This window comes from Pseudarthrobacter phenanthrenivorans (assembly GCF_000813845.1).
Classification (GTDB): Bacteria; Actinomycetota; Actinomycetes; order Actinomycetales; family Micrococcaceae; genus Arthrobacter; species Arthrobacter phenanthrenivorans_B.
On sequence record NZ_JWTB01000031.1, the window covers coordinates 13,265 to 30,973 of the forward strand.

Annotated in this window: 27 protein-coding genes; 24 read left to right on the top strand and 3 right to left on the bottom strand. The window is 62.9% G+C overall.

The window, feature by feature from the left end:
* Positions 1-3: 3 nt before the first annotated feature.
* From rplD to map, 21 genes are all read left to right on the top strand, one after another.
* The gene (gene rplD, locus RM50_RS15585; RefSeq protein WP_043454595.1) at positions 4-624 is read left to right on the top strand and encodes a 50S ribosomal protein L4; all 621 of its coding nucleotides are present in this window, start codon (positions 4-6) and stop codon (positions 622-624) included.
* Positions 621-926 carry a 50S ribosomal protein L23 gene (gene rplW / locus RM50_RS15590; protein WP_011692807.1) on the top strand — a complete coding sequence of 102 codons (306 nt, stop codon included), beginning with the start codon at positions 621-623 and terminating at the stop codon, positions 924-926. The genes rplD and rplW overlap by 4 nt, the downstream gene beginning before the upstream one ends.
* A 29-nt stretch (positions 927-955) precedes the next feature.
* Positions 956-1,795: a 50S ribosomal protein L2 gene (gene rplB / locus RM50_RS15595; protein WP_043454598.1), complete on the top strand. Its 840-nt coding sequence runs from the start codon at positions 956-958 to the stop codon at positions 1,793-1,795.
* A 12-nt stretch (positions 1,796-1,807) separates the two neighbouring features.
* Positions 1,808-2,089: a 30S ribosomal protein S19 gene (rpsS, locus tag RM50_RS15600; protein WP_003803803.1), complete on the top strand. Its 282-nt coding sequence runs from the start codon at positions 1,808-1,810 to the stop codon at positions 2,087-2,089.
* Positions 2,090-2,127: 38 nt separating this feature from the next.
* A complete protein-coding gene (gene rplV / locus RM50_RS15605) occupies positions 2,128-2,493 on the top strand; it encodes a 50S ribosomal protein L22 (protein ID WP_009358304.1) in 366 nt (121 codons plus the stop codon).
* Positions 2,494-3,324 carry a 30S ribosomal protein S3 gene (gene rpsC / locus RM50_RS15610; RefSeq protein WP_043454600.1) on the top strand — a complete coding sequence of 277 codons (831 nt, stop codon included), beginning with the start codon at positions 2,494-2,496 and terminating at the stop codon, positions 3,322-3,324.
* The gene (rplP, locus tag RM50_RS15615; RefSeq protein WP_043454603.1) at positions 3,325-3,741 is read left to right on the top strand and encodes a 50S ribosomal protein L16; all 417 of its coding nucleotides are present in this window, start codon (positions 3,325-3,327) and stop codon (positions 3,739-3,741) included.
* A gap of 2 nt (positions 3,742-3,743) precedes the next feature.
* Positions 3,744-4,073 carry a 50S ribosomal protein L29 gene (gene rpmC, locus RM50_RS21175; RefSeq protein ID WP_018769136.1) on the top strand — a complete coding sequence of 110 codons (330 nt, stop codon included), beginning with the start codon at positions 3,744-3,746 and terminating at the stop codon, positions 4,071-4,073.
* Positions 4,070-4,375 (top strand): 30S ribosomal protein S17, encoded by a 306-nt coding sequence (gene rpsQ / locus RM50_RS15625; RefSeq protein WP_043454607.1) that lies wholly within the window; start codon positions 4,070-4,072, stop codon positions 4,373-4,375. Before rpmC ends, rpsQ begins: the two co-directional genes overlap by 4 nt.
* 912 nt (positions 4,376-5,287) lie before the next feature.
* Positions 5,288-5,656: a 50S ribosomal protein L14 gene (gene rplN, locus RM50_RS15630; RefSeq protein ID WP_003803789.1), complete on the top strand. Its 369-nt coding sequence runs from the start codon at positions 5,288-5,290 to the stop codon at positions 5,654-5,656.
* A gap of 3 nt (positions 5,657-5,659) precedes the next feature.
* Entirely contained in the window at positions 5,660-6,022 is a 363-nt protein-coding gene (gene rplX / locus RM50_RS15635) for a 50S ribosomal protein L24 (RefSeq protein ID WP_043454610.1), read from the top strand.
* On the top strand, positions 6,022-6,603 hold the full coding sequence (gene rplE, locus RM50_RS15640; RefSeq protein ID WP_043454613.1) for a 50S ribosomal protein L5: 582 nt from the start codon (positions 6,022-6,024) through the stop codon (positions 6,601-6,603). Before rplX ends, rplE begins: the two co-directional genes overlap by 1 nt.
* Before the next feature lie 82 nt (positions 6,604-6,685).
* A complete protein-coding gene (rpsH, locus tag RM50_RS15645; protein WP_043454616.1) occupies positions 6,686-7,084 on the top strand; it encodes a 30S ribosomal protein S8 in 399 nt (132 codons plus the stop codon).
* 18 nt (positions 7,085-7,102) lie between these two features.
* On the top strand, positions 7,103-7,639 hold the full coding sequence (gene rplF, locus RM50_RS15650; protein ID WP_043454618.1) for a 50S ribosomal protein L6: 537 nt from the start codon (positions 7,103-7,105) through the stop codon (positions 7,637-7,639).
* 2 nt (positions 7,640-7,641) lie between these two features.
* A complete protein-coding gene (gene rplR / locus RM50_RS15655) occupies positions 7,642-8,025 on the top strand; it encodes a 50S ribosomal protein L18 (RefSeq protein ID WP_043454620.1) in 384 nt (127 codons plus the stop codon).
* A complete protein-coding gene (rpsE, locus tag RM50_RS15660; RefSeq protein ID WP_043454622.1) occupies positions 8,022-8,738 on the top strand; it encodes a 30S ribosomal protein S5 in 717 nt (238 codons plus the stop codon). Before rplR ends, rpsE begins: the two co-directional genes overlap by 4 nt.
* 2 nt (positions 8,739-8,740) lie before the next feature.
* Positions 8,741-8,947 carry a 50S ribosomal protein L30 gene (gene rpmD, locus RM50_RS15665; RefSeq protein WP_009358731.1) on the top strand — a complete coding sequence of 69 codons (207 nt, stop codon included), beginning with the start codon at positions 8,741-8,743 and terminating at the stop codon, positions 8,945-8,947.
* Positions 8,948-9,433: a 50S ribosomal protein L15 gene (rplO, locus tag RM50_RS15670; protein ID WP_013601817.1), complete on the top strand. Its 486-nt coding sequence runs from the start codon at positions 8,948-8,950 to the stop codon at positions 9,431-9,433.
* Positions 9,434-9,643: 210 nt separating this feature from the next.
* Positions 9,644-10,954 (top strand): preprotein translocase subunit SecY, encoded by a 1,311-nt coding sequence (gene secY, locus RM50_RS15675; protein ID WP_043454625.1) that lies wholly within the window; start codon positions 9,644-9,646, stop codon positions 10,952-10,954.
* A gap of 5 nt (positions 10,955-10,959) precedes the next feature.
* On the top strand, positions 10,960-11,529 hold the full coding sequence (locus RM50_RS15680; RefSeq protein WP_205622286.1) for an adenylate kinase: 570 nt from the start codon (positions 10,960-10,962) through the stop codon (positions 11,527-11,529).
* Between the two features lie 72 nt (positions 11,530-11,601).
* Positions 11,602-12,429 carry a type I methionyl aminopeptidase gene (gene map / locus RM50_RS15685; RefSeq protein WP_043454629.1) on the top strand — a complete coding sequence of 276 codons (828 nt, stop codon included), beginning with the start codon at positions 11,602-11,604 and terminating at the stop codon, positions 12,427-12,429.
* An 89-nt stretch (positions 12,430-12,518) separates the two neighbouring features.
* Here the strand turns inward: map and RM50_RS15690 are convergent, their stop codons facing one another.
* The 3 genes from RM50_RS15690 to RM50_RS15700 all read right to left on the bottom strand — a co-directional run bounded on the left by RM50_RS15690 (position 12,519) and on the right by RM50_RS15700 (position 15,815).
* The gene (locus RM50_RS15690; protein WP_043454632.1) at positions 12,519-13,865 is read right to left on the bottom strand and encodes an ABC transporter substrate-binding protein; all 1,347 of its coding nucleotides are present in this window, start codon (positions 13,863-13,865) and stop codon (positions 12,519-12,521) included.
* A gap of 76 nt (positions 13,866-13,941) precedes the next feature.
* On the bottom strand, positions 13,942-14,859 hold the full coding sequence (locus tag RM50_RS15695; protein ID WP_043454634.1) for a carbohydrate ABC transporter permease: 918 nt from the start codon (positions 14,857-14,859) through the stop codon (positions 13,942-13,944).
* Positions 14,856-15,815, bottom strand: coding sequence for a carbohydrate ABC transporter permease (locus RM50_RS15700; protein ID WP_205622284.1), 960 nt, complete (start codon positions 15,813-15,815; stop codon positions 14,856-14,858). The genes RM50_RS15695 and RM50_RS15700 overlap by 4 nt, the downstream gene beginning before the upstream one ends.
* A gap of 216 nt (positions 15,816-16,031) precedes the next feature.
* Between RM50_RS15700 and RM50_RS15705 the strand changes: the two genes are divergently transcribed.
* From RM50_RS15705 to rpmJ, 3 genes are all read left to right on the top strand, one after another.
* Complete coding sequence (locus tag RM50_RS15705; protein ID WP_043454638.1) at positions 16,032-16,967, top strand: P1 family peptidase; 936 nt, start codon at positions 16,032-16,034, stop codon at positions 16,965-16,967.
* A 171-nt stretch (positions 16,968-17,138) separates the two neighbouring features.
* On the top strand, positions 17,139-17,360 hold the full coding sequence (gene infA, locus RM50_RS15710) for a translation initiation factor IF-1 (protein ID WP_009358723.1): 222 nt from the start codon (positions 17,139-17,141) through the stop codon (positions 17,358-17,360).
* 71 nt (positions 17,361-17,431) lie between these two features.
* Positions 17,432-17,545 (top strand): 50S ribosomal protein L36, encoded by a 114-nt coding sequence (gene rpmJ, locus RM50_RS15715; RefSeq protein ID WP_009358722.1) that lies wholly within the window; start codon positions 17,432-17,434, stop codon positions 17,543-17,545.
* The last annotated feature ends 164 nt before the right edge of the window (positions 17,546-17,709 follow it).

Below are 17,709 nucleotides of genomic sequence, written 5' to 3' on the forward strand. Positions count from 1 at the left end.
TCAATGGCTAACACTGTCCAGGTTGACCTGCCTGCAGAGATCTTCGACGTTCAGACCAACGTGCCGCTGCTGCACCAGGTTGTCGTTGCCCAGCTCGCTGCTGCCCGCCAGGGAACCCACAAGACCAAGACCCGCGCCGAAGTTTCCGGTGCAGGACGCAAGCCGTTCAAGCAGAAGGGCACCGGCCGCGCCCGTCAGGGTTCCATCCGTGCTCCGCACATGACCGGCGGTGGCATTGTCCACGGTCCCACCCCGCGTGACTACAGCCAGCGGACCCCCAAGAAGATGATTGCTGCTGCACTGCGCGGCGCACTGTCTGACCGGGCCCGCAACGGCCGCATCCACGTTGTCTCCGAGCTGGTTGCAGGCGACAAGCCGTCGTCGAAGACCGCCCTGGCGACGCTTCGCGGCGTTTCCGAGCGCAAGAACCTGCTGGTCGTCATCGAGCGGGACAACGACGTTGCTGCACTGTCCGTGCGCAACCTCGCCGGCGTTCACGTTCTGTACGCAGACCAGCTGAACACCTACGACGTTCTCGTTTCCGATGACGTTGTCTTCACCAAGGCTGCTTACGACGCATTCGTTGCCGCCAAGGCAGCAAAGAACGAGGAGGATGCCAAGTGAGTGCAGCCACCATCAAGGATCCCCGCGACGTCGTGCTTGCACCCGTCGTGTCGGAAAAGAGCTACGGCCTGATCGACGAGGGCAAGTACACCTTCCTGGTGGACCCCCGTTCGAACAAGACCGAGATCAAGCTGGCCGTGGAGAAGATCTTCTCCGTCAAGGTCGAATCGATCAACACCATCAACCGTGCCGGTAAGCGCAAGCGCACCAAATTCGGATGGGGTACCCGCAAGAACACCAAGCGTGCGATTGTCACCCTCAAAGAAGGCACCATCGACATCTTCGGCGGTCCGCTCGCGTAGCGGAGACCACTTTAACGAGGAAATAAATTATGGGAATCCGTAAGTACAAGCCGACTACCCCGGGCCGTCGTGGCTCGAGCGTAGCGGACTTCATCGAAATTACGCGGTCGACGCCGGAAAAGTCGTTGGTACGTCCGCTGCCCAAGAAGGGCGGCCGTAACAACACCGGTAAGATCACCACCCGTCACAAGGGTGGCGGACACAAGCGCCAGTACCGTCTGATCGACTTCCGTCGCCACGACAAGGACGGCGTTGACGCCCGCGTTGCAGAAATTGAGTACGATCCGAACCGTACGGCGCGCATCGCCCTCCTGCACTACGTTGATGGCACCAAGCGTTACATCATCGCCCCGAACAAGCTGTCCCAGGGTGACTTCGTGGAAGCAGGTGCCAACGCTGACATCAAGCCTGGCAACAACCTGCCCCTGCGCAACATCCCCGTAGGCACCGTTATCCACGCAGTTGAACTGCGTCCGGGTGGCGGCGCCAAGATGGGCCGCTCCGCCGGTGCCTCCATCCAGCTTGTCGCCAAGGAAGGCCGCTTCGCCCAGCTGCGTCTGCCTTCCGGCGAAATCCGCAACGTTGACGTGCGCTGTCGCGCAACCGTCGGCGAGGTTGGCAACGCCGAGCAGTCGAACATCAACTGGGGCAAGGCCGGCCGTATGCGGTGGAAGGGCGTCCGCCCGACCGTCCGTGGTGTCGCCATGAACCCGGTTGACCACCCGCACGGTGGTGGTGAGGGTAAGACCTCCGGTGGACGTAACCCCGTCAACCCGAACGGTAAGCGTGAAGGCCGCACCCGCCGCCCCAACAAAGAGAGCGACAAGCTTATTGTTCGTCGCCGTCGTACTGGCAAGAACAAGCGATAGGAGCCTGGACACATGCCACGCAGCCTGAAAAAAGGTCCTTTCGTTGACCAGCACCTCTTTGTGAAGGTAGCCAGGGAAAACGAAAAGGGCACCAAGAACGTCATCAAGACCTGGTCCCGCCGTTCGATGATCATCCCCGACATGCTCGGACACACGATCGCCGTACACGACGGACGCAAGCACATCCCGGTGTTTGTCACTGAGTCGATGGTCGGGCACAAGCTCGGCGAATTCGCTCCCACGCGGACATTCCGCGGCCATGTCAAGGACGACCGTAAGGGCAAGCGCCGCTAGGCGCCTGCGTTTACGTCAAAGACGAGAGAAGGAAAGCAATGGAAGCCAAGGCAATTGCGCGCCACATCCGCGTAACGCCTATGAAGGCCCGGCGCGTCGTCAACCTTGTTCGTGGATTGCAAGCGAATGAGGCTCTGGCAATTCTGAAGTTTGCCCCGCAGGCAGCTTCGGAGCCGGTATTCAAGGTAGTTCAGTCAGCAATCTCCAACGCCCGGGTCCTCGCGGACCGCGACGGCGTGGCGTTTGACGAAGGCGACCTCATCATCAGCGAAGCGTTTGTTGATGAAGGCCCGACCATGAAGCGGTTCCAGCCGCGTGCCCAGGGTCGTGCATTTCAGATCAAGAAGCGCACCAGCCACATCACCGTGGTAGTCGCTACCCCGGAGAAAGAGGAGGCTCGCTAAGTGGGACAGAAAGTAAACCCGCACGGGTTCCGACTCGGCATCACCACCGATCACGTATCGCACTGGTTCGCTGACAGCACCAAGGCAGGCCAGCGTTACAAGGACTTCGTTCGCGAAGACATCCGCATCCGCCAGCTCATGTCCACGGGCATGGAGCGCGCCGGCATCGCCAAGGTCGAGATCGAGCGCACCCGTGACCGTGTCCGCGTGGACATCCACACGGCCCGTCCCGGCATCGTCATCGGCCGCCGTGGAGCAGAAGCAGACCGCATCCGCGGCGAGCTCGAAAAGCTCACCGGCAAGCAGGTCCAGCTGAACATCCTCGAGGTCAAGAACCCCGAGATGGAAGCCCAGCTGGTTGCCCAGGGCGTTGCAGAGCAGCTGACTTCCCGCGTGGCATTCCGCCGTGCGATGAAGAAGGCCATGCAGTCCGCACAGCGTGCAGGTGCCAAGGGCATCCGTATCGCCTGCTCGGGCCGCCTGGGTGGCGCTGAAATGTCCCGCTCGGAGTTCTACCGCGAAGGCCGTGTGCCCCTGCACACCCTCCGCGCGAACATCGACTACGGCTTCTACGAAGCCAAGACCACCTTCGGCCGCATCGGCGTGAAGGTCTGGATCTACAAGGGTGACGTCACCGCCAAGGAACTGGCCGCACAGGCTGCTGCTGCACCGTCCCGCGGTGGCCGTGGCGAGCGCCCGGGCCGCCCGGGTGGCGCTGACCGCGGTGACCGCCGCCGTCGCAACGACCGCCCGGCCGCTGACGCAGCTCCTGCTGCCGAAGCACCGGCAGTTGAAGCAGCACCTGCTGCTGCAGAAGGAGGACAGGCTTAAATGCTTATCCCACGTCGAGTAAAGCACCGTAAGCAGCACCACCCGGGTCGTTCCGGCGCTGCTACGGGCGGCACCCAGGTCTCCTTCGGTGAGTACGGCATCCAGGCCCTGAGCCCGGCATACGTCACCAACCGTCAGATCGAGTCCGCTCGTATCGCCATGACCCGCCACATCAAGCGTGGCGGTAAGGTCTGGATCAACATCTACCCGGACCGTCCGCTGACCAAGAAGCCTGCCGAAACCCGCATGGGTTCCGGTAAGGGTTCGCCGGAATGGTGGGTCGCCAACGTCAAGCCGGGCCGGGTTCTGTTCGAACTCTCCGGTGTCAATGAAGAGGTAGCTCGCGAGGCCCTGCGCCTGGCAATCCACAAGCTGCCGTTGAAGGCACGCATCGTGCGTCGCGAAGGTGGTGAATAGAAATGGCAGTAGGATCCAAGGATCTGGCTCCCGCACAGCTGGACGGTTTCGACAACGAGCGTCTCGTTGAAGAACTCCGCAAGGCCAAGGAAGAGCTGTTCAACCTGCGTTTCCAGTCCGCCACCGGACAGCTGGAGAACCACGGTCGCCTGCGCGCAGTCAAGAAGGACATTGCCCGCATCTACACCGTTCTCCGCGAACGCGAGCTGGGCATTCGTGCCGAGGTTGCCGCACCGGTTGTGGAAGCCAAGGAAGAGAAGAAGTCCAAGAAGGCTTCAACCAAGAAGGCCGACAAGGCTGAAAAGGCTGAGACCGAGGAGGACGCCAAGTGAGTGAAAAGGACCAGAACGTGACCGAAACTGCTACCGAAGCCAAGGCTGGGCAGCGCGGTTACCGCAAGACCCGTCGCGGCTACGTGGTCTCCGACAAGATGGAAAAGACCATCGTTGTCGAGGTTGAGGACCGCGTGAAGCACGCACTGTACGGCAAGGTCATCCGCCGCACCTCGAAGGTCAAGGCACACGACGAAGAGAACACCGCCGGCATCGGCGACCTCGTTGTCATCGCCGAGACCCGTCCGCTGTCCGCCACCAAGAACTGGCGGCTCGTGGAAATCCTCGAAAAGGCCAAGTAGCACCTGCTGCTTCGCTGGAAGCCCCTGCTCCCTTCCGGAGCGGGGGCTTCCTCGTTTAACACTGGCGTCACGTTGGGCAGCTATTGGCGGCAGCGGACGACGGCGGCGCCCGGCCTGGCGGGGGAGCGGCACCCCTGGCGGCCCGGGAGCCTGCCGTGCGTGACGCCGTCGTCCGTCCCGCCTAAACGCCCATCACTTATCGCCGCATTTTCGGCGACGCCCCATCACTTATCACCGCTTTTTCGGCGACGCCCCATCACTTCCCGTCGCCGGGCGCCATGAGGTGATGGGGCGTTGGTTGTTTTGCTGCAGGAGGTGATGGGGCGTTGGTGGTTTTGCTGCAGGAGGTGAAGGGGCGTTGTGCTGGCGGGGGAGCGGCAACCCTGGCGGGCCGGGAGCCTGCCGTACGTGACGCCGTCGTCCGTCCCGCCTGAACGCCCCATCACCTATCGCCGCATTTACGGCGACGCCCCATCACTTCCCGTCGCCGGGCGCCATGAGGTGATGGGGCGTTGGTTGTTTTGCTGCAGGAGGTGATGAGGCGTTGTGCTGGCGGGCCGAGAGCCTGCCGTACGTGACGCCGTCGTCCGTCTTGCGGGGCAGGGACGGTGCTTGCGGGGCAGGGACGGTGGTGATATGGGGACTGGCCGAAAACGTGCTAGGATATTGAGTTTGTATGGCGCCTTTCGCGCGCCATCATCAACCTCGTAAACAAGCGTGCCACAGCATAGTGCCCCTGTGCGCCCGGGATCCGTCCCGGACCGAATGGGAGCAACTGCTTCTGGCACGGGCGTTTAGGCCTGGTCTGGCAAAATCCAGGCAGGTCAAGAGACACCCCGATCAACCGTTCCGCAAGGCTCATTCCGTAGCAAGATCACGGCCTGAGAACCGGCGCGACGCAAGGAGTAAATAGTGATTCAGCAGGAGTCGCGACTCAAGGTCGCCGACAACACGGGTGCTAAGGAAATCCTTACCATTCGCGTTCTCGGTGGATCCGGCCGTCGCTACGCAGGCATCGGTGACGTCATTGTCGCCACCGTCAAGGATGCAATCCCGGGCGGCAACGTAAAGAAGGGCGATGTGGTCAAGGCCGTCATCGTCCGTACCAAGAAGGAACGCCGCCGTGCGGACGGTTCCTACATCAAGTTTGACGAGAACGCAGCTGTGATCCTGAAGAACGACGGTGACCCCCGCGGTACCCGTATCTTCGGACCGGTTGGTCGTGAACTGCGTGACAAGAAGTTCATGAAGATCGTTTCTCTGGCTCCGGAGGTGCTCTAGTCCATGGCTGCAAAGATCAAGAAGGGTGACCTGGTTCAGGTCATCACTGGCGCCAAGGCTGAGCGCGGCGGCGACCGTGGCAAGCAGGGCAAGGTTCTGCGCGTCTTCACCGACACCAACCGCGTGCTGGTTGAGGGCATCAACCGCGTTACCAAGCACACCCGGGTTGGACAGTCGCAGCGCGGCACCAAGACCGGCGGCATCGAGGTCGTAGAGGCCCCGATCCACATTTCCAACGTGGCCCTGGTTGACCCGTCGACCAAGAAGCCGACCCGCGTGGGCTTCCGCCTCGACACTGTGGAGAAGAACGGCGTCAAGAAGACCGTCCGTATCCGCGTGTCCAAGAGCACCGGGAAGGACATCTAATGACTGAGACCATCGAGACTCCGGCAACGAAGATCGTTCCCCGTCTGAAGACCAAGTACGCCGAAACCATCAAGGGCCAGCTCCAGGATGAGTTCAAGTACGCCAACGTCAACCAGGTTCCCCGCCTGGTGAAGGTTGTTGTGAACATGGGTGTTGGAGATGCCGCCAAGGACTCCAAGCTGATCGACGGCGCTGTCCGCGACCTCACCCAGATCACCGGCCAGAAGCCGCAGGTTACCAAGGCCCGCAAGTCGATCGCACAGTTCAAGCTGCGCGAAGGCATGCCCATCGGTGCACACGCAACCCTGCGTGGCGACCGCATGTGGGAATTCGTGGACCGCCTGGTCACCCTGGCACTGCCCCGTATCCGCGACTTCCGCGGCCTTAGCGGCAAGCAGTTCGATGGCAACGGCAACTACACCTTCGGTCTGACCGAGCAGGTTATGTTCCACGAAATCGACCAGGACAAGATCGACCGCGTCCGCGGTATGGACATCACGGTCGTGACCACCGCCAAGACCGACGACGAAGGCCGCGCGCTGCTCAAGGCGCTTGGTTTCCCGTTCAAAACCGAAGCTTAATTAACTACGTAAAAGGTCCGGCCGCTCCGCACCGCAAAGGGCGGGACGGCGGAAACCGTTACGAGGAAGGGCATGAGCCCACATGACAATGACAGATCCTGTCGCAGATATGCTTACGCGCCTGCGTAACGCAAACTCGGCATACCACGACACCGTGTCTATGCCTTACAGCAAGCTCAAGGCACGCGTTGCCGACATCCTCAAAGCCGAAGGTTTCATCGCCGGCTGGAAGGAAGAGGACGCCGAGGTTGGCAAGAAGCTGACCCTCGAACTCAAGTTCGGTCCGAACCGCGAGCGTTCCATCGCCGGCGTACGCCGCATCTCCAAGCCGGGTCTCCGCGTTTACGCGAAGTCCACCAACCTGCCTCACGTGCTCGGTGGCCTGGGTATCGCAATCCTGTCCACCTCTTCCGGCCTCCTGACTGACAAGCAGGCCGGCAAGAAGGGCGTGGGCGGCGAAGTCCTCGCGTACGTCTGGTAACGGGAAAGGAAGAGAATAATGTCACGTATTGGACGTCTCCCCATCACCGTTCCTGCCGGCGTTGAGGTCAAGGTTGACGGCTCTGTCGTCAGCGTCAAGGGTTCCAAGGGCGAGCTGAGCCACACTGTGGCCAGCCCCATCGAGGTTGCCCTGGAAGACAACACCCTGACCGTCACCCGCCCGAACGACGAGCGCGCCTCCCGTTCGCTCCACGGCCTGACCCGCACCCTGATCGCCAACATGATCCAGGGCGTTACCGCAGGCTACGAGAAGAAGCTTGAAATCGTCGGTACCGGTTACCGCGTTCAGGCCAAGGGATCTGACCTCGAGTTCGCTCTGGGCTACAGCCACCCGGTCAACGTTTCGGCTCCGGCCGGCATCACCTTTGCAGTAGAGGGACCGACCAAGCTCTCTGTCTCAGGAATCAACAAGCAGCAGGTCGGCGAAGTTGCTGCCAACATTCGTAAGCTGCGGAAGCCTGACCCCTACAAGGGCAAGGGCATCCGTTACGCCGGCGAAGTCATCCGCCGCAAGGTCGGAAAGGCTGGTAAGTAACCATGGCCATCTCCATTAACAAGAAGCGTGCGAACAAGAGCAAGGCTGCTGCCCGCAGCCGCCGCCAGCTTCGTATCCGCAAGCGCATTGCCGGTACGGCTGCCCGCCCCCGCCTGGTGGTCAACCGCTCCGCACGCCACGTATTTGTCCAGGTTGTCGATGACAGCATTGGCCAGACCGTAGCAAGCGCGTCCACTCTGGAAGCCGACCTCCGTGCATTCGACGGTGACAAGACTGCCAAGGCCAAGCGCGTCGGCGAGCTCGTTGCCGAACGTGCCAAGGCTGCCGGCGTCGAGGCTGTCGTGTTCGACCGTGGTGGTAACAAGTACCACGGCCGGATTGCCGCCGTCGCCGACGGTGCACGCGAAGGTGGGCTGTCACTGTGACCGAAGCAAACAAGGAAAAGGACACTGTGTCTGCAGATCAGAAGGCTCCCGAAGCCGCAGCTGCTGAGACCACTGCCCCCGCTGCCGAGGACCGCCGTGGTGGCGCCCGTCGCGGCGAGCGTGGCGACCGCGGCCAGGGCCGCGGCGACCGCGGTGGCCGTGGCGGCCGCGACGGTGGCCGTGAAGCCGAAAAGAACCAGTTCGTAGAGCGCGTTGTCACCATCAACCGCGTTTCCAAGGTCGTCAAGGGTGGTCGTCGCTTCAGCTTCACCGCACTCGTCGTCGTTGGTGACGGTAACGGCATGGTCGGCGTGGGCTACGGCAAGGCCAAGGAAGTTCCCGCTGCTATCGCCAAGGGCGTTGAAGAGGCCAAGAAGTCCTTCTTCCGCGTCCCCCGCGTTGGCAACACCATCCCGCACCGCGTTCAGGGTGAAGCCGCTGCCGGCGTCGTAATGCTGCGTCCGGCTTCCGCCGGTACCGGTGTTATCGCCGGTGGTCCGGTCCGTGCAGTACTGGAGTGCGTGGGCATCCACGACATCCTCTCCAAGTCGCTCGGTTCCTCCAACGCCATCAACATCGTGCACGCGACCGTTGATGCCCTGAAGCGCCTCGAAGAGCCGGCATCCGTGGCAGCACGCCGCGGCCTGCCGCTGGACGAGATCGCTCCGCCGGCACTGGTGAAGGCCCTCCTGGCTCCGAAGGCAGGTGTTTAGTCATGGCTAAGAACCTGGTCCCCTCCGACGCTCAGTTGGAAATCACTCAGATCAAGTCCGCCATTGGCGGCAAGCAGAACCAGCGCGACACCCTGCGGTCCCTCGGCCTGAAGCGGATCGGACACACCGTTGTCCGCACCGCCGACGCCGTGACCGTTGGAATGCTCAACACGGTTCCGCACCTGGTAAAGGTAGAGGAGGCGAAGTAAATGGCAGAGAACACTGCTGATAAGGCACAGGCTGCTGAGAAGCAGAACGCCCTGAAGGTTCACCACCTGCGTCCCGCTCCGGGTGCCAAGACCGCCAAGACCCGTGTTGGTCGTGGTGAGGCATCCAAGGGTAAGACCGCCGGCCGCGGTACCAAGGGTACTGCTGCCCGCTACCAGGTGAAGGCTGGCTTTGCCGGCGGCCAGCTGCCGCTGCACATGCGCCTGCCGAAGCTGCGCGGCTTCAAGAACCCGTTCCGGGTTGAGTTCCAGGTTGTAAACCTGGACAAGCTCAACGAGCTGTTCCCGGAAGGTGGCGCAGTCACCGTGGAGAACCTGGTCGAAAAGGGTGCCGTTCGCAAGAACCAGCCCGTCAAGGTGCTGGGCACCGGCGACATCACCGTCAAGGTTGACGTCACCGCCCACGCATTCTCGGCCAGCGCCGCTGAAAAGATCGCTGCAGCAGGCGGAAGCACCACCGCCCTGTAAGGGACGGCGCCAGCTGTTGAACTCCCGGTATCCGCGGGCTTCGGCCCCGGATACCGGGAGTTTTTCACATCCGCCGGGCGACTAATTCCCGCCATCCGGCGCATGCGGGCAGGGACGGATTGTTCGCATGGCGCATCCAACCGTTAGACTCGGTTGTCGGGATTTATCACATTCCGTCACCCCACCCTTATTGACACCACAGGAGGACGCTTGCTTAGCGCATTTGGCCGGGCCTTTCGCACGCCTGATCTGCGACGCAAGTTGTTGTTCACGCTGGGAATCATCACCATCTTCCGCTTGGGTGCTTTCATTCCCTCGCCAGGTGTGAACTACCAGAATGTCCAGCAATGCTTGCAGAACGGTCAGACGGCCGGCGGGCTGTACCAGCTCGTTAACCTCTTCAGCGGCGGCGCGTTGCTCCAGGTGTCGATTTTCGCCCTGGGCATCATGCCCTACATCACGGCCAGCATCATCGTGCAGCTGCTCCGGGTGGTCATTCCCCGGTTCCAGGAGCTCTACGACGAGGGAGCGTCGGGCCAGTCCAAGCTGACCCAGTACACCCGCTACCTCACCATTGCGCTCGGCCTGCTGAACGCGACCACCCTGGTGTCCCTGGCCCGCTCCGGGCAGCTGCTTCCCGGCTGCCAGCTGCCGATCATTCCCAACAGCAGCATCATCACCACGATCCTGATCATCATCACCCTCACGGCCGGAACCGGCCTGATCATGTGGATGGGCGAACTCGTCACCGAGAAGGGCGTGGGTAACGGCATGTCGCTGCTCATCTTCACGTCCATCGCGGCCCAGTTCCCCACCTCGCTGGGTGCCATCTGGACCTCGCAGGGACCGGGAACGTTCTTCCTCGTCCTGGTGGTGGGCCTGCTGACCGTGGCGCTCGTAGTCTTCGTGGAACAGTCGCAGCGGCGCGTTCCGGTGCAGTACGCCAAGCGGATGATTGGCCGGCGTACCGTGGGCGGCACCAGCACCTACATCCCCATCAAGGTGAACATGGCCGGTGTCATTCCGGTGATCTTCGCTTCCTCCATGCTCTACATTCCCGGGTTGATCGCGCAGTTCAACCAGCCCCGGAACGGTGAGCCCATGCAGCCGTGGGTTGAGTGGATCAACAACAACCTGACCCGCGGTGACCACCCGATCTATATGGCGGTTTACTTCGTCCTGATCGTGTTCTTCACCTACTTCTACGTCGCGATTACCTTCAACCCTGAAGAAGTCTCAGACAACATGAAGAAGTACGGCGGCTTCATTCCAGGTATCCGCGCCGGCAGGCCGACCGCTGATTACCTGCAGTACGTGCTCTCACGGATCACCCTCCCCGGCGCCCTGTACCTGGGCTTCGTGGCGCTGATCCCGCTGGTGGCACTGGTGCTGATCAACGCAAACCAGAACTTCCCGTTCGGTGGCACCTCGATCCTGATCATGGTGGGCGTTGGCCTGGAGACCGTCAAGCAGATTGATGCGCAGCTACAACAACGTCACTACGAAGGGCTTTTGCGATGACGAGAATGCTGATTATTGGACCTCCCGGTTCCGGAAAAGGAACGCAGGCGGAGCGGATCTCAGAACGCCTCGGCGTTGTGGCCATCTCCACCGGCGACATCTTCCGGGCCAACGTGAAGGGCGAAACCCCGCTCGGCATCGAGGCAAAGAAGTACATGGACAACGGTGACTTCGTCCCGGACAGCGTGACCAACAAGATGGTCCGCGACCGGCTGAACGAATCCGACGTCGAGAACGGCTTCCTGCTGGACGGCTACCCGCGCACCACCGCGCAGGTGGACTACCTTGACGAGATCCTCGCCGACGGCGACGAGAAGCTCGACGTGGTCCTCCAGCTGACCGCCGACGATGAAGAACTGGTGCACCGCCTCCTGGGCCGGGCCAAGGAAACGGGCCGGAGCGACGACAACGAAGCCGTCATCCGCCACCGCCTGGACCTGTACCACGAGCAGACTGAAGCCGTGGTGGCGAAGTACGCCGAGCGCGGCATCCTCACCCAGGTCGACGGGATCGGTCCCATTGACGAAGTAACCAACCGCGTGATGCAGGCCATCAAGGCCGCACAGGCAGCCTGACCTCAGGCGCCCGGTTTATCGAGGCTCCTCCCGGAATCCGGGAGGAGCCTCAGCCATTTGAAAGGAAACACCATGGCCTTCGGCCAGCCCCGCATCGAATACAAGAACAACGCCCAGATGCGCACCATGCACGAGGCCGGCCTGGTGCTCAGCCGTGCACTGGACGCCGCCGTTGCCGCCGCCGTGCCGGGGGTTACCACCAAGCACCTGGATGACGTCTTCGCCGCCGTCCTGAACGACGCGGGCGCCAAGTCCAACTTCCTGGGCTACCACGGCTTCCCGGCCACCATCTGCACGTCCGTCAACGAGGAAGTGGTGCACGGCATCCCGGGCAGCAGGGTCCTGCAGGACGGCGACATCATCTCGATCGACGGCGGCGCGATCGTCAATGGCTGGCACTCCGATTCCGCCCGCACCGTGATTGTGGGAACGGCGGATCCCGAGGACCAGCGGCTCTCCGACGTTACGCAGGCAGCCATGTGGCGGGGAATCGCAGCCCTGGCCACCGGCAAGCACGTGGGTGACATCGGCGCCGCCATCGATGACTACGTCTCCTCCGTCCCCGGAAGGCCGCTGGGCATCCTGGAGGACTACGTGGGCCACGGCATTGGCTCCGAAATGCACATGGCCCCTGACGTCCTGAACTACCGCACCAACCACCGCGGCCCCAAGATCAGGCCCGGCCTCTGCCTCGCCATCGAGCCCATGCTGGTCCGCGGCGGCATCGAGACCGCTGTCCTGGAGGACGACTGGACCGTGGTGACCACCGACGGGAAGCGTTCCTGCCAGTGGGAGCACTCCGTGGCCGTCCACGAAAAAGGCATTTGGGTGCTGTCGGCGCCCGACGGCGGCGCGGAGCACCTGGTGCCCCTCGGCGTCACCCCGGTGCCGATCCCGTAAGGGACGCGCACGTTCGCCTGCGACACGCAAAAGCCCTGGCGACTCCTGGATACAGGGGTCGCCAGGGCTTTTACGCGTCGAATGCCCCGCTACGACTTCAGCTTGGGTTTCACGTCCCGGTCGTAGATGGACTGCAGCGTGTTCTTCAGGTCGGTCATGGTCGACTTGACGTCGCCCTGCTGGGTCAGGATCTTCGCCGCTGCCTTGGCCATCTCCTGGTCGGCGCCGGGGAGGAAGACGCGCGCGTTGTCCTGGACCTTCGTGACCGCCAGCTGGTCCATGGCCGTCTTGATCTGCGGAGTCTTGGCCAGGACGGCTGCCATGTCCGCGGACTTGCGGGTGGGCATGTAACCGGTGGCTGCCGAGAACTCGGCCGTGCTTTCCGGCTGGGTGACGAAGTCCAGGAACATCCCGGCGGCAAGCTGTTCCTCCTTGGTGATCCCGCTGGGAATGCCGAGCCCTGCGCCGCCGGTGGGGCACACGTTGGACTGCGCCTTCGGTCCGCCCGGCAGGAAGCCCACGCCCACGTTGAACTTGGCGGACTTCAGGATCCCCAGCAGTGAACCCGTCGAAGAGATGGTGGTGGAGGTCAACCCGGCCGAGAAGTCATCGGCGGCCTCCTTGGACGAGACACCGGCCCACTTGTCCTTGTAGATCGAATCCTGCGCCCACTGCAGCGCTGCCACGGAATCAGTGGAGTCGCAGGTGATATCCCATTCCTTGGACCAGCCGCCGCCCCAGCCCCACAGCATGTTCTGCAGCGTCCACCCCGCGTATCCGGCCAGGGCCGGATAGATGTACGCGTACTGGGCGCCGGAGCTAGCCTTCAGCTTGGGCGCCCAGCCGGCGAACTCGTCCCAGGTCTTCGGTGCCCGGTCCGGAAGCCCAGCCGCCGCGAAGTGGTCCTTGTTGTAGTAGAACAGCGGCGTCGACCGGCCGTAGGGGAGTGCCCACTGCTTGCCGTCGTACTTGTAGTCGTTGACCAGTGACTGCTGGAAGTCGTCCATCTTCATGTCGAGCTTCTTGGTCAGGCTGTCCACGGGGATGATGCTGCCGTTGGTGTAGTAGCGGAACCACCAGACGTCGGAGAGCACCACGACGCCGGGCAGGCCGGACTTGGCCGCCTGCGCGGTCTGGAACTTCTGCGCGATTTCCTCGTAGTTCGCGCCCGCGGTGACCAGGTTGACTGTGATGTCGGGGTTCTTGGCGTGGAATTTGTCGATCAGGCTTTTCTCCACGTCCTGCGACTGCCCGGGGTGGCTGGACCAGAAGTCGATCTTGGCCGCCGGCTTCACGCCGTTGAAGTCGATCTCGGCGGCCTGGGAGGTCGCCTGGCCCCCGCCGCTCGTTGAGGGGCCGCCGCATGCGGCCAGTGCGGCGGCAGAGGCGGTTACCCCTGCCAGGCCCAGGAAATGCCTCCGGTCCAGGTGTGTCATGACGGTTCCTTTCGGTTGTTGCCAGTGGAAGGTCGGAATGTACTGCAAGGTGTGAAGTACGACGGCGGCCGGCGGCTTAGCCGGTCACGCTGCCCTGGGTGAGGCCCGCGACGATGTAGCGCTGCAGGGCGGCGAAGATAATCAGGATCGGCACGATGACCAGGACGGCCCCGGCCATGAGGACACCCCAGCCGGCGGCGTTGCTTTCGTTGTTCTGCAGCAGGGTGAGGCCCACGGGCAGGGTCATGGTTTCCGGCCGGTCCGTGATGATGAGCGGCCAGATGTAGTCGTTCCATTCGGTCACGATGGTCACCAGTGCCACGGTGGCGATGGACGGGACGGAGACCGGGACCACGATCTGCCACAACCGGCGCCAATGCCCGGCACCATCCACTTCCGCCGACTCGAGGATGGACGCCGGGAGGGTCCGGAAGTGCTGGCGGAGCAGGAAGGTGCCGAAGGCGGTCCCCAGGCCCGGGAGGATGATGCCCCACAGGGTGTTCTTTCCGCCAATGCCCGCGATCAGGATGAAGTTGGGCAGGATGGACACCTGCGGCGGCACCATGAGGGCCACCAGGATCAGCAGGAAAATGAAGTTCCGGAACGGGAAGCGGACAAAGACCAGGGCATACGCCGTCAGGATCGCCAGCAGCACCTTGATGGTGGCCCCGGACAGGGTGACGATGGTGCTGTTCAGGAAGAACTGTCCAAACGGCACCGTGGTCATGGCGGTCCGGTAGTTCTCCAGGTTCAGGCTTTCCGGAAGGATCTTCAGGTCTGTCGTGACGATTTCGCCGGACTGTTTGAAGGAGCTCAGCACCATCCACAGCAGCGGCAGGAACACCACCAGGGTGGCGACGAGCAGCGGCAGGTAGCCGCCCATCACGGTCCGGACCAGGTTCCGGCGGGAGAACGGGTGGTCGCGTCGAAGGGCCGGTTCCGGTGCGGCGGTGGTTGCGGCGGGGTCCGGATTCACCGGGGACAGGGAGGTCACGAGTAGTGCACCTTTCGTTCAACGAACCGCAGCTGAAGCACGGTGATCACCAGGAGGATGGCGAACAGGACCACGGAAATGGCTGCCGAGTAGCCGGCCCTGTTGTAGGCGCCGAAGGCCTGGAGGTAGGCCTCGTAGATCAGGGTGCTGGTGCCCGTGCCCAGCGGTGTCATGATCCGGATCAGGTCGAAGGCCTGCAGGGAACTGAGCATTGTGGTGATCAGGAGGAAGAACGTGGTGGGGGACAGCAGCGGCAGCGAAATGCTGACGAAGCGGCGGAACCCGTTGGCGCCGTCGAGCGACGCCGCTTCCATGACCTCCTGCGGAAGAGACTGCAGCCCGGCGAGATACACCACCGCGCAGTAGCCCAGGTTCTTCCAGACGTACACCAGGATCACCATGACCAGTGAGAGCTGGGGATCGTTGATCCACTGCGGGCTCTGCTGGCCGATGCCCCGCAGCAGCCATGCCAGGACGCCGTAGCCGGGGTCGAAAATGAACAGCCACACCAGGCCCACACCGACCCCGGAGAGCACGTACGGTGCGAAGACGGCGGAGCGGGCGAACGTGGTTCCGCGTACTTTCGCGTTGAGCGCCAGCGCCACCAGCAACCCCAGGATCATCGAACCGCCCACGGTCACCAGCGTGAAGACAGCGGTGGTGCCCAGCACCTTCGGGGCATCGTTGCTGTTGAAGAAGGTGGCGTAGTTGGCCAGGCCCACCACGGTTGCGGTGGGCGAGCCGAGGGTCCAGTCCAGCGTGGAGTAGTAGATATTGCTGAACAGCGGACGGTAGGTGAAGACGGCGATGAGCACGAGGTTCGGCAACGCCATGGCGAGGAAAACGAAGAAGTCGCGGCGCGTCCTTGCGGTCCACCGCCGCCTGGGTACCTTCCCGTCCTGGCCCGGCGGCCGTTTAGGTTTGACGGAAGGATGCGGGGCGAGTTGACGGGTCATGCGTGTCTCTCCCGGGTTGGGAGCCTGCTCGTGGCCGGCCCTGGCTGGATCTAGGGACTACTACACCAGACCGTCAGAGGGCTGAAACCCGCATATGCCCTTGCCAGGGGACTGTTATCCAAGGCTTCGTCGCCCGTTAACGCTGTGTTGGATGCAGTCTCGCACAAAGTTCGCTGCTGCGGCAGGGGCACGCCCGGCTGAGGGGAGAATAGGGGCATGGGAACCATTACCGACGTCCCGGGCATCCGCGTGGGCCACGTCCAGAAAGACACCGATGGCTGGCTCAGCGGGGTAACAGTGGTCCTGCCGCCGCCGGGCACCACGGGTTCGGTGGACGTCCAGGGCGGTGGCCCGGCCACCCACGAAACGGATGCCCTGGACCCCACCACGCTGGTCAGCGCCGTGGACGCCGTGGTCCTCACGGGCGGAAGCGCGTACGGGCTCGCGTCCGCCGCGGGCACCCAGCGCTGGTGCGAGGAGAACGGCCGCGGCTTTGCCGTGCCCGGGGGAGTGGTGCCGATCGTCCCCGCCGCCGCCATCTTCGACCTGGGCCGGGGCGGCGACTTCTCCGCACGCCCGACGCCGGACATGGGCTACGCTGCAGCCGCCGCCGCGGCGGCATCCAAGGAAGGGCACGACGTCGGACGCGGCAACGTCGGCGCAGGCACCGGCGCACTCATCGGACGGGGACAGTACAAAGGGGGCGTAGGCACAGCCTCGATCACCCTTGGGAACGGAGTGGTGGTCGGAGCGCTGGCCATCGTCAACGCACTCGGACTTCCGTTCGAGCCAACATTGCAGTTCTTCGTGGAGAACACTGATCCGCCGCCCTTCAACACCACTCTTGTCGTGGTGGCCACCAACGCCGTTCTTGATGTGGCCGAATGTCAAAGGACTGCCGCTGCTTCGCACGCCGGCATTGCCCGGGCCCTGAATCCTTCCCACACACTTGCCGATGGGGATACCGTTTTTTGTTTGTCTACGCAGGCAGTCGCACTCGACCGCTCCGACGACGCTGCCCGGCAGGTCAGCCTCATCACGCTCCAAAGCGCGGCAGCCGACGTCGTGCGTCTGGCGATCCTGGACGGCGTTGCCAGCGCGGAAGGCATCAGCACTCCGGCCGGCGAATATGGTGCGTACCGCACCGCGTAGGCTACTATGGCCGATTTAACTTTTACCGCCCAACAGGGTAGTGTTGTTTGTTGGTTGTCTGGACTGCCACGCCCTTTTGGGCCTGGGGTAGGCAATCGATCCAACAAAAACGTTCGTGGTCATGCCCGGTGCAATCCGGCGGGGCTGCGGCAACAACAGTTAGCGGAGGGTATGGCCAAGAAGGACGGGGTCATTGAGATCGAAGGCGTTGTGACCGAGGCGCTGCCTAATGCGATGTTTCGCGTTGAGCTCACCAACAAGCACATCGTCCTGGCACACATCTCTGGAAAGATGCGTCAGCACTACATCCGAATCCTCCCCGAGGACCGCGTAGTGGTGGAGCTGAGCCCGTACGACCTCACCCGTGGTCGTATCGTCTACCGCTACAAGTAAATTGCTGGGCGGCGTCAGCGCACGCTGATTGCTGCTCCAGTTGACCACACTGCTACACGCAAAGGAATGCCATGAAGGTCAAGCCGAGCGTCAAGCAGATCTGCGAAAAGTGCAAAGTGATCCGCCGTAATGGCCGGGTCATGGTGATCTGCGAGAACCCGCGCCACAAGCAGCGCCAGGGCTAATTTCCTTCCCTGAAGGAAATCCTGGGTTGCTAACCCACGCAAGTAAATAAAGGCAGCACAAGCTGATCTGGGACGTATGGAGCCCGGACAGCTAACCCCCGGTCGGAGGCTGGGGCCGCACGGAACGTGCGGGTGTACTGCCTACGACCTCCGGTTTATCAAGG

Bases quoted from the DNA above. Each gene is read 5' to 3' on its own strand.
- rplD (WP_043454595.1), top strand. From the start codon at position 4: ATGGCTAACACTGTCCAGGTTGACCTGCCTGCAGAGATCTTCGACGTT.
- rplB (WP_043454598.1), top strand. From the start codon at position 956: ATGGGAATCCGTAAGTACAAGCCGACTACCCCGGGCCGTCGTGGCTCG.
- rpsS (WP_003803803.1), top strand. From the start codon at position 1,808: ATGCCACGCAGCCTGAAAAAAGGTCCTTTCGTTGACCAGCACCTCTTT.
- rplV (WP_009358304.1), top strand. From the start codon at position 2,128: ATGGAAGCCAAGGCAATTGCGCGCCACATCCGCGTAACGCCTATGAAG.
- rplP (WP_043454603.1), top strand. From the start codon at position 3,325: ATGCTTATCCCACGTCGAGTAAAGCACCGTAAGCAGCACCACCCGGGT.
- rpmC (WP_018769136.1), top strand. From the start codon at position 3,744: ATGGCAGTAGGATCCAAGGATCTGGCTCCCGCACAGCTGGACGGTTTC.
- rplX (WP_043454610.1), top strand. From the start codon at position 5,660: ATGGCTGCAAAGATCAAGAAGGGTGACCTGGTTCAGGTCATCACTGGC.
- rplE (WP_043454613.1), top strand. From the start codon at position 6,022: ATGACTGAGACCATCGAGACTCCGGCAACGAAGATCGTTCCCCGTCTG.
- rpsH (WP_043454616.1), top strand. From the start codon at position 6,686: ATGACAATGACAGATCCTGTCGCAGATATGCTTACGCGCCTGCGTAAC.
- rplF (WP_043454618.1), top strand. From the start codon at position 7,103: ATGTCACGTATTGGACGTCTCCCCATCACCGTTCCTGCCGGCGTTGAG.
- rplR (WP_043454620.1), top strand. From the start codon at position 7,642: ATGGCCATCTCCATTAACAAGAAGCGTGCGAACAAGAGCAAGGCTGCT.
- rpmD (WP_009358731.1), top strand. From the start codon at position 8,741: ATGGCTAAGAACCTGGTCCCCTCCGACGCTCAGTTGGAAATCACTCAG.
- rplO (WP_013601817.1), top strand. From the start codon at position 8,948: ATGGCAGAGAACACTGCTGATAAGGCACAGGCTGCTGAGAAGCAGAAC.
- RM50_RS15680 (WP_205622286.1), top strand. From the start codon at position 10,960: ATGCTGATTATTGGACCTCCCGGTTCCGGAAAAGGAACGCAGGCGGAG.
- map (WP_043454629.1), top strand. From the start codon at position 11,602: ATGGCCTTCGGCCAGCCCCGCATCGAATACAAGAACAACGCCCAGATG.
- RM50_RS15690 (WP_043454632.1), bottom strand. From the start codon at position 13,865: ATGACACACCTGGACCGGAGGCATTTCCTGGGCCTGGCAGGGGTAACC.
- RM50_RS15700 (WP_205622284.1), bottom strand. From the start codon at position 15,815: ATGACCCGTCAACTCGCCCCGCATCCTTCCGTCAAACCTAAACGGCCG.
- RM50_RS15705 (WP_043454638.1), top strand. From the start codon at position 16,032: ATGGGAACCATTACCGACGTCCCGGGCATCCGCGTGGGCCACGTCCAG.
- infA (WP_009358723.1), top strand. From the start codon at position 17,139: ATGGCCAAGAAGGACGGGGTCATTGAGATCGAAGGCGTTGTGACCGAG.
- rpmJ (WP_009358722.1), top strand. From the start codon at position 17,432: ATGAAGGTCAAGCCGAGCGTCAAGCAGATCTGCGAAAAGTGCAAAGTG.